Here is a 7,867-nt window from a genome sequence, read left to right as displayed (position 1 = left end):
CGAGCGAGGTGATCGTCACGGATGTCGAGGCCTGGGATACGCTGGATTTCAGCGGCTTTGGCCTGAGCCAGACGCAGGTGCTGGCGGCGCTGGCGCAGGACGGCGAGGACGTGGTGTTCACCGCCGGGGTCGAGACGGTGGTGTTCAAGGACACCGCGCTGGCGGGGATCACCCAGGACATGATCCTGGTGTGACGGGTCAGGGCAGGTTCGCCTGGCCGTTTCAGGCGAACCTTGCCCACCCGGAGAATCGCGGCCTCAGCCCGACGCCAGGCATGCCAGCCACACACCGTGGCAGGTGATATCCTCGCATGCCCTGACCCCTGCGGTTTCCACCAGGACCTCTGTCATGTGGCTCCCCGTGCAACAGTTGCACCGTGCCGGTGCACGGCGGCGCGAGGTCGCGGCGACGGCTCGGTCCATTGCCTCGCACATGGTGGTCTGTGCGCAGATCTCGGTTGTGACGCCGGCAAGGACCGGGGTCCTGGCGGTGCCGGTGGTCCGCCGGTGCGGTGGCGCAAGGCGCGCACTTGCCGGGCGTGTCGATCTTGGATTTTGCTTGGGTTGGGGCCAGGTCGGGCACGATCTTGCCCCCGATGCTTGCGTGCCCCGGACAGCAGGTTGGGGCGGACCTCGGCGGTGATGATCTTGTCGTCGCGGCCCGAGGTGTCTTGCGCGACGATCTTGTCGACATGGCTGCCGATCAGCCCCTTGCCCATGCGATCAAAGGTGCCGTCGAAACCGCACATGCCGAGGTTTGCCGTCCTCACCTGGATTCAGAAGGCGTAAGACTGGCAGGTCAAAGGCCCGGCGCCCCGGACCCGCGAACAGGATCGCCGCGCCAAAGCAGGCGATCGGGTTTCCGCACGCAAGGACCCCCAGCGCGACGGCCAACAGACCCTGCCCCGAGGAGATGCCCTCATTCCATCTGCCGGGAGTGAACAAAGACAATAAGGCCCCACAGATCCCGGCAAAGGCTTCGCACCTCGTGGCGGCCAGGTCAGGGATCAGCGCCGGGCGTAGGCCCAGGGCGCGGGCGGTGTCGGGCGACTCTCCGACGAAGCGGAGCAACAGGCGCGCGCGGGCGGCGCGGACCTTCCACCACGGGGCGATGGCGGCGACGACGCCGTTCAGGTGCCGGCCCAGGGCGAAGCATTCGAAACAGCTGCCGACATTGGCGGGGGTCACACCACGTGTCAAAGGTCCGCGGCATGCCGGGGTCGCACCTCCGGGGAACTCCGGCGCGACCGCCAGGACATGGCGGTGAAGTCGTCGAAGTAACCGGGGGCAAATTCTACGCGCCCTCGCCGTCGCCGTGGTGATGGGGGCCGAGGTGGCACAGATATGAAGACCCGCTGCGGAGCTTGCCGGCGGTCCTGGCCGGTCAGATCTGCGAGACCAGGGACACCGACTGGCGCACTTCGAGAAAGGACCAGACCGCGCGGGTCGTGCGATTGGTGCGGGCCGCGTTGCGGAACAGGCGGATGGAGAGGTCCACGTCCCAGTCGGGATCGCCGGTGCGGACAAGGATGCCGCTGGCCAGGTCGGGCGCAACCAGGCTCTGCGGCAGCCAGGCCACCCCGTCCCCCGCCCGCGCACGGATGCGCAGCGCGCCGGTCATCGAGTTCTCGTAGACCGTGCGCAGCCGGTCGTGCAGGCGCTTTTGCGCGAACAGCGGCTCGAGGTGCGCACCGATCGGGGCGGTGTCCCCGAACCTCAGGAAGGGCATGCGCACCCCCGGCGTGTCGTCAAAACGGAACAGGGGCAGGCCGGCGGCATCGGGCTTGCAGACCGGGACCAGCCGGTCCTCGCCCACCATGATGGAGTCGGCCGCCGGGCTGGCGGGCGCGTCGCGGCGCGCGTAGGCCATCACGAAATCCACATCGCCATTCTTGAGATCGCGCAGGCAGCTGGGCAGGTCATCGGCGCGCAGGCGCGACAGCAGCGGGCCGTGGGCCTCTTCCAGCGCTTGCAGCCAGGCCGGGTAGAACCGCCAGGCGATGGAATGCTGCGCACCGAAGGTGACGACATATTTGTCCGGCAGCGACTGCGCCTCGAGGATCTGGCTGCGCTCATGCTCGATCCGGGCAAGCGCCTGCAACCCGGCCTCGAGGATCTGCGCCCCCGCTTCGGTCAGTTTGACCGGCTGGCGGGACCGGTCGACCAGCCGCGCGCCGACCCATTCCTCCAGCGACTTGATCCGTCGGCTGAAGGCAGGCTGGCTGAGATGCCCCAGCGCGGCGGCCTGGGAAAAGTTGCCCGTCTGTCTCAGACGGTCGAGATCGCGGAACAGATCGACATCCATGGCGCGAACATAATGCAAGAAACGCATAATGTCATAACAACATGGCATTGGCGCGGAGCGTCGTTCTTGCGCAGGCTGGGAGGGACCCTTTTCTCGACAGGACATGCCATGGCCCAGACGAACATCATGCCGAAACCCGGCGCCCGGATCGATTTCGGGCGCTTTCCGCGCACGGATCTGTGCCACATGCCCACGGCGATCGAGGCGATGCCCCGGCTCAGCGCGCACCTGGGCGGGCCGCGCCTGTTCATCAAGCGGGACGACTGCACCGGCCTGGCGATGGGCGGCAACAAGACCCGCAAGCTGGAGTTCCTGGTGGGCGAGGCGATGCAGCAGAAAGCCGACATGCTGGTCACCCAAGGCGCGGTGCAGTCCAACCACGTGCGCCAGACCGCCGCCGCCGCCTGCCGGGTCGGCATGAAGTGTCACGTCCTGCTGGAACGCCGCGTGCCGGACCGCGCCGCATCCTACGAGCAGACCGGCAACGTGCTGCTCGACAACATCTTTGGCGCGACGCATGAGTTCCGGCCGCCGGGCCTCGACATGAACGCCGAGGCCGAGGCGGTGACCGAACGCCTGCGCGCCGAGGGCCACCGGCCCTACTTCATCCCCGGCGGCGGCTCCAACCCGACCGGCGCGCTGGGCTATGCCAATTGCGCGCAGGAAATCGCGGATCACACGCGCGAGACCGGTCAGCAGTTCGACTGGCTGGTGATGGGCACCGGCAGCACCGGCACGCAGGCCGGCCTCGTCGCCGGGTTCCACGCCATCGGCCATGACCTGCCGGTGATGGGTGTGTCGGTCCGCCAGCCGCGCGAACGGCAGATGAAGGCGGTGCACGGGCTGACCCAGCGCACGCTGGAAAAGCTGGGCGCCGAGGGTGTCCCGCTGAGCAGGATCCACGTCGACGACGGCTATGTCGGCGAAGGCTACGGGATTCCCGCAGAGTCCACTTTGGAGGCAATCCGCCTGACCGCGCGGCAGGAGGGCATCCTTCTGGATCCCGTCTATTCCGCCAAGGGCATGGCCGGTTTGATCGGCCTGATCCGGCAGGGCTTTTTCAAGCCGACCGATACCGTGCTCTTTCTGCATACCGGCGGAGCGACGGCGCTGTTTGCCTACGAGGACCAGCTTCTGGCCTCGCTGACCTGACCCGATGCCGCGCAAGAGACGCGGATGATCCAACAGAGGAGACGACAATGAGGAAGACCCTGAAGACGATTGGACTGGCCGCCGCGGTCAGCGCGCTGGCACTTCCGGCCTTCGCCGCAGAGGAGGTCAAGATCGGCGTGCCGTCCTGGACCGGCGCGCAAGCCATTGCCCACCTGCTGGGTGCCGTGGTCGAAACGCGGATCGGCGGCACGGTGGAATACGTTCCCGGCAACAACGCCACGATCTTCCAGGCGATGGACCAGGGCAAGGGTGACATCGACGTGCACCCGGACGTCTGGCTGCCCAACCAGGAGAGCTTTACCAAGGAATACGTCGACGGCAAGAAGACGGTCACCCTGTCGTCGAACTCCTACGCGGGCAACCAGGGCTTCTGCGTGTCCAAGGACTTTGCCGCCGCGCACAACATCACCGACATCGCCGATCTGGGACGCCCGGACGTGGCCGCGCTGATGGACAGCGACGGCAACGGCAAGGGCGAGATGTGGATCGGTGCGCCGGGCTGGGCCTCGGCCAACGTGAACGAGGTCAAGGTCCGTGACTACGGTCTCGGCGATTTCATCGAGCCGATCCGCGCCGAGGAAAGCGTCAAGACCGCCCGCGTCAAGGACAGCATCGCCAAGGGCGAAGGCTATGCCTTCTACTGCTACACGCCGCACGCGATCTGGTACATGTTCGACGTCGTCATGCTGACCGAACCGGCCTACGACCCGGCCAAATACGTCATGGTGCAGCCGTCGGATGACCCGGACTGGTTCGCCAAGTCGAACGTCGCCTCCAAGGACGACCTGAAAAAGGTGCAGATCGCCTGGTCGAACTCGCTGGCCGACCGCTCGCCCGCGATCGCCGAGTTCTTTGCCAACTTCGAACTGACGGCCGATGACGTGAGCAGCTTTGCCTTCGAGATCAGCGGCAATGGACGCGACCCGGCCGAGGTCGCCCGCGAATGGATCGAGGCGAACCCTGACCGCGTCGACGCCTGGCTGGGTCTCTGATCCGCGTTTCTTGGCCAATGGGGGTTTCGGCAGGTCCGGAGCCCCCGCAACGCGACTGGCAAGGCAGGCCCGGATGACCGACGATACCGTGATCGAGATCTCGAACGTGTGGAAGATCTTCGGCGCCCGGCCGGAGCAGGCGTTGCAGGCGATCCGCGACCGCGGGCTGGGCAAGGCCGAGGTGCTGGCCGAGTTCAACGCCGTCGTCGGCGTGGCCGATGTCAGCCTCACGGTGAACCGGGGCGAAATCTTCTGCATCATGGGGCTGTCGGGCAGCGGCAAGTCCACTCTGGTGCGCCATTTCAACCGCCTGCTGGAGCCGACCGCCGGCAGGATCGAGATCGAGGGCACCGACGTGATGGCGCTGGGCACGAAGGAGCTTCAGCGCTTTCGCAACCGCAAGATCGGCATGGTGTTCCAGAACTTCGCCCTGATGCCGCACCGGTCGGTGCTGGACAACGTGGCCATGCCGCTGGAAATCCGCCAGGTGGCCAAGAACGAGCGGATGCGCCAGGCCGCCGCCATCCTCGACATCGTCGAGCTGGGCACCTGGGCGTCGAAGTTCGCGCATGAACTGTCGGGCGGGATGCAGCAGCGCGTGGGCCTCGCCCGGGCGCTGGCCGCCAATCCGGACGTGCTGCTGATGGACGAGCCGTTCTCGGCGCTCGATCCGCTGATCCGGCGGCAGTTGCAGGACGAATTCATCCGCCTGTCCAAGATCCTGAAGAAGACCACGATCTTCATCACCCACGACCTGGACGAGGCGGTGCGCATCGGCGACCGCATCGCTATCATGCGGGACGGAAAGGTGGTTCAGGTCGGCACCGCCGAGGACATCGTGATGCACCCCGCCGATGACTATGTCGCCGATTTCGTCGCCGGCATCTCGCGGCTGAAGGTGGTGCATGCCCACGCGGTGATGCGCCCCATCGCAGAACATGTCGCCGCGCATGGGCCGCTGCCCGCCGACGCAAAGCGGGTCAACGAAGCCGAGACGCTGAGCCGCCTGATCAACCTCGCCATCGAAGACGACCGGGCGATCCTGGTCGAGGACGGCGGGCAGGACGTGGGCATCATCACCCGCGCCGACCTGTTGCGTACCGTGATCGAAGGGACCGAGGTGTCATGAAGGATCCGAACCTGAACCCACTCGAAGACACCGAAAGCGAGGCCGCGCTGGCTTACGCCGAGGAGCGCCGCGAGAACATCCGCACCTTTGTGCGCACCAACCCCGACTATTACATCCGCAACTTTGACCGGATCGGCGCCTCGGCCCGGTTCACCCCCACCTTCAACCTGATGGCGGGGCTGTTCGGCCCGATCTGGTTCGGCGCGCGGGGGCTGTGGTCCTGGGCGCTGCCCTTTCTGATCCTCGAGGCGCTGGCCTTTGTCCAGATCGCGCGCGGGCTGTTCGGTGACCTGGGCGCCGACGCCATGGCGCGGATCGCGTCGATCGAAGGCACGCTGGAGCTGCGCCGCCAGCAGCTGGCCGCCGCCATCGAGAGCAACTCGGACAAGGTCGACGTCTACCGCCGCACGGTGGAGTCGCTCGAGGCCAACATCGGCGGCATCCGCGCCGAGGCCGAGGCGCTGGCCGCCGAGGGACCAACCATCGCGCTGACCGGCCTTGCCATCCTGCTGGTGGCCAAGGCGGTGCAGTCCATCGTGGCGAACTGGGCGCTCGAGGCGCGGTTTTCCGACTGGCAGTCGGACCGCTCCGTCCGGTCGGGGATGCCGGTGGCGCATATCGTGTTCAGCGCCATCTTCATGGGGCTGATCGTGGCGACCGCCATGGTGCATTACAGCTTTCCGGGCCGCTTCGCGCTGCTGGGGACCTTTCCCACCGATCCGGACATCCGCCTGACCAGCATTTCGGGGGTCGAGTCGTTCTTCAACTGGGCGGTGCTGAACGGCGACGCGCTGTTCGACGCGATCACCTATGTGATCCGCCTCGTGCTCGACGCGCTCGAGCTGGTCTTTGTCAGCACGCCCTGGATCGTGATCGTGGCGCTGATCGCTCTGCTGACCTGGCTGACGGCGGGCGTCCGCATGGCGATCTGGTCCGGTGCCTTCCTGGCCTACATGGGCCTGCTGGGATTCTGGGAAAAGGCGATGACGACGCTGGCGCTCTTGGGCACGGCGGCCTGCCTGTCGATCCTGATCGGCATCCCGCTGGGCATGTTCGCCGCGCGCCGCCCGCGCTTTTACGCCGCGATCCAGCCGATCATGGACTTCATGCAGACCATGCCGGCCTTTGTCTTCATGATCCCGGTCATCGCCTTCTTTGGCACGGGCAAGCCTGCGGCGGTCGTCACCACGATGATCTTTGGCGGTACGCCGGTGGTGCGGCTGACCGTGCTGGGCTTGCGCGGCGTGCCCGAAAGCGTGCGCGAGGCAGCGATCAGTTTCGGCGCGACCAAGTGGTATCTGCTGACAAGGGTCGACCTGCCGCTGGCCAGCCCCTCGATCCGCGCGGGTATCAACCAGACGATCATGCTGTCGCTGGCGATGGTGGTCGTCGCCTCGCTGATCGGCGCCAAGGGGCTGGGCGAGGACGTGCTGGAGGCGCTGCAATACGCCAACGTGGGGCAGGGGATCCTGGCCGGCTTCTCGATCCTGTTCTGTGCCATGATCCTGGACCGGATCGTGCAGGGCGGCCGTCGGTGACACCCCTTGTCCTCGTCCATGGTTTCATGGGCGGCAGCGACCAGTGGGCGCCACAGGCCCCGCTGGGTGAGGGGCGCGAGGTGATCGCCTTGGACCTGCCGGGCTTTGGCCGGAACGCGCACCTGCCGCCCATCGACCGGATCGAGGGCTTTGCCGACTGGGTGCTGGAGACGCTCACCGCGCAAGGCGTGCAGCGGTTCGACCTGCTGGGGCATTCCATGGGTGGCATGGTGGTGCAGGAGATGGTCCGGCAGGCCCCGGACCGCATTGCCCGGCTGGTGCTGTATGGCACCGGAGCCGTCGGCGTCCTGCCCGGACGGTTCGAGCCGATCGAAACCTCGATGCAGCGCGCCCGAACTGATGGCCCGCAGGCCACGGCGCGGCGCATTTCCGCCACCTGGTTCCTGCACACCGAGGCGGCAAAGGCTTACGAAGGCTGCGCCATGATCGCCGAGCGTGCCGGGCTGCCGGCGATCCTCGCGGGGTTGGAGGCGATGCGCGGCTGGAGCGGGGCGGATCATCTTGCGGATATCACCGCACCGACGCTGATCGTCTGGGGCGACCGCGATCGCACCTATCCCTGGTCGCAGATCGAACGCCTCTGGCGGACGATCCCCGGCGCCAGCCTCGCGGTGATGCCGGGCTGCGCCCACGCCTGCCACCTGGAACGGCCGGACCTGTTCAACCTGCTGGTCGGCGGGTTCCTTGCCTCTGCCTGATCGGCAGGGTGC

At 67.0% G+C, this 7,867-nt stretch carries 8 protein-coding genes; 6 read left to right on the top strand and 2 right to left on the bottom strand.

Annotation, left to right across the window (positions count from 1 at the left end):
* Positions 1-194, top strand: a 194-nt coding sequence (locus tag MAA8898_RS26510; RefSeq protein WP_176445322.1) for a hypothetical protein, incomplete at its 5' end; no start/stop codon positions are given.
* Positions 195-722: 528 nt separating this feature from the next.
* Here the strand turns inward: MAA8898_RS26510 and MAA8898_RS26505 are convergent.
* The gene (locus MAA8898_RS26505) at positions 723-1,187 is read right to left on the bottom strand and encodes an ABC transporter permease subunit (protein ID WP_094023741.1); all 465 of its coding nucleotides are present in this window, start codon (positions 1,185-1,187) and stop codon (positions 723-725) included.
* A 196-nt stretch (positions 1,188-1,383) separates the two neighbouring features.
* The gene (locus MAA8898_RS25010) at positions 1,384-2,304 is read right to left on the bottom strand and encodes a LysR family transcriptional regulator (protein ID WP_176445321.1); all 921 of its coding nucleotides are present in this window, start codon (positions 2,302-2,304) and stop codon (positions 1,384-1,386) included.
* Between the two features lie 147 nt (positions 2,305-2,451).
* On the opposite strand from MAA8898_RS25010, the gene cuyA reads away from it, so the two are divergent.
* From cuyA to MAA8898_RS24985, 5 genes are all read left to right on the top strand, one after another.
* On the top strand, positions 2,452-3,456 hold the full coding sequence (cuyA, locus tag MAA8898_RS25005; protein WP_094023743.1) for a D-cysteate sulfo-lyase: 1,005 nt from the start codon (positions 2,452-2,454) through the stop codon (positions 3,454-3,456).
* A 47-nt stretch (positions 3,457-3,503) separates the two neighbouring features.
* Entirely contained in the window at positions 3,504-4,469 is a 966-nt protein-coding gene (locus MAA8898_RS25000) for an ABC transporter substrate-binding protein (RefSeq protein ID WP_094023740.1), read from the top strand.
* Between the two features lie 73 nt (positions 4,470-4,542).
* A complete protein-coding gene (locus MAA8898_RS24995; protein ID WP_094023739.1) occupies positions 4,543-5,598 on the top strand; it encodes a quaternary amine ABC transporter ATP-binding protein in 1,056 nt (351 codons plus the stop codon).
* Positions 5,595-7,136 carry an ABC transporter permease gene (locus tag MAA8898_RS24990; RefSeq protein WP_094023738.1) on the top strand — a complete coding sequence of 514 codons (1,542 nt, stop codon included), beginning with the start codon at positions 5,595-5,597 and terminating at the stop codon, positions 7,134-7,136. The genes MAA8898_RS24995 and MAA8898_RS24990 overlap by 4 nt, the downstream gene beginning before the upstream one ends.
* Complete coding sequence (locus tag MAA8898_RS24985; protein WP_094023737.1) at positions 7,133-7,855, top strand: alpha/beta fold hydrolase; 723 nt, start codon at positions 7,133-7,135, stop codon at positions 7,853-7,855. Before MAA8898_RS24990 ends, MAA8898_RS24985 begins: the two co-directional genes overlap by 4 nt.
* Positions 7,856-7,867 lie beyond the last annotated feature (12 nt).

This window comes from Antarctobacter aquimaris (genome assembly GCF_900184945.1).
GTDB classification, from domain to species: Bacteria; Pseudomonadota; Alphaproteobacteria; order Rhodobacterales; family Rhodobacteraceae; genus Maliponia; species Maliponia aquimaris.
This window is presented reverse-complemented; position numbering and strand designations above follow the sequence as displayed.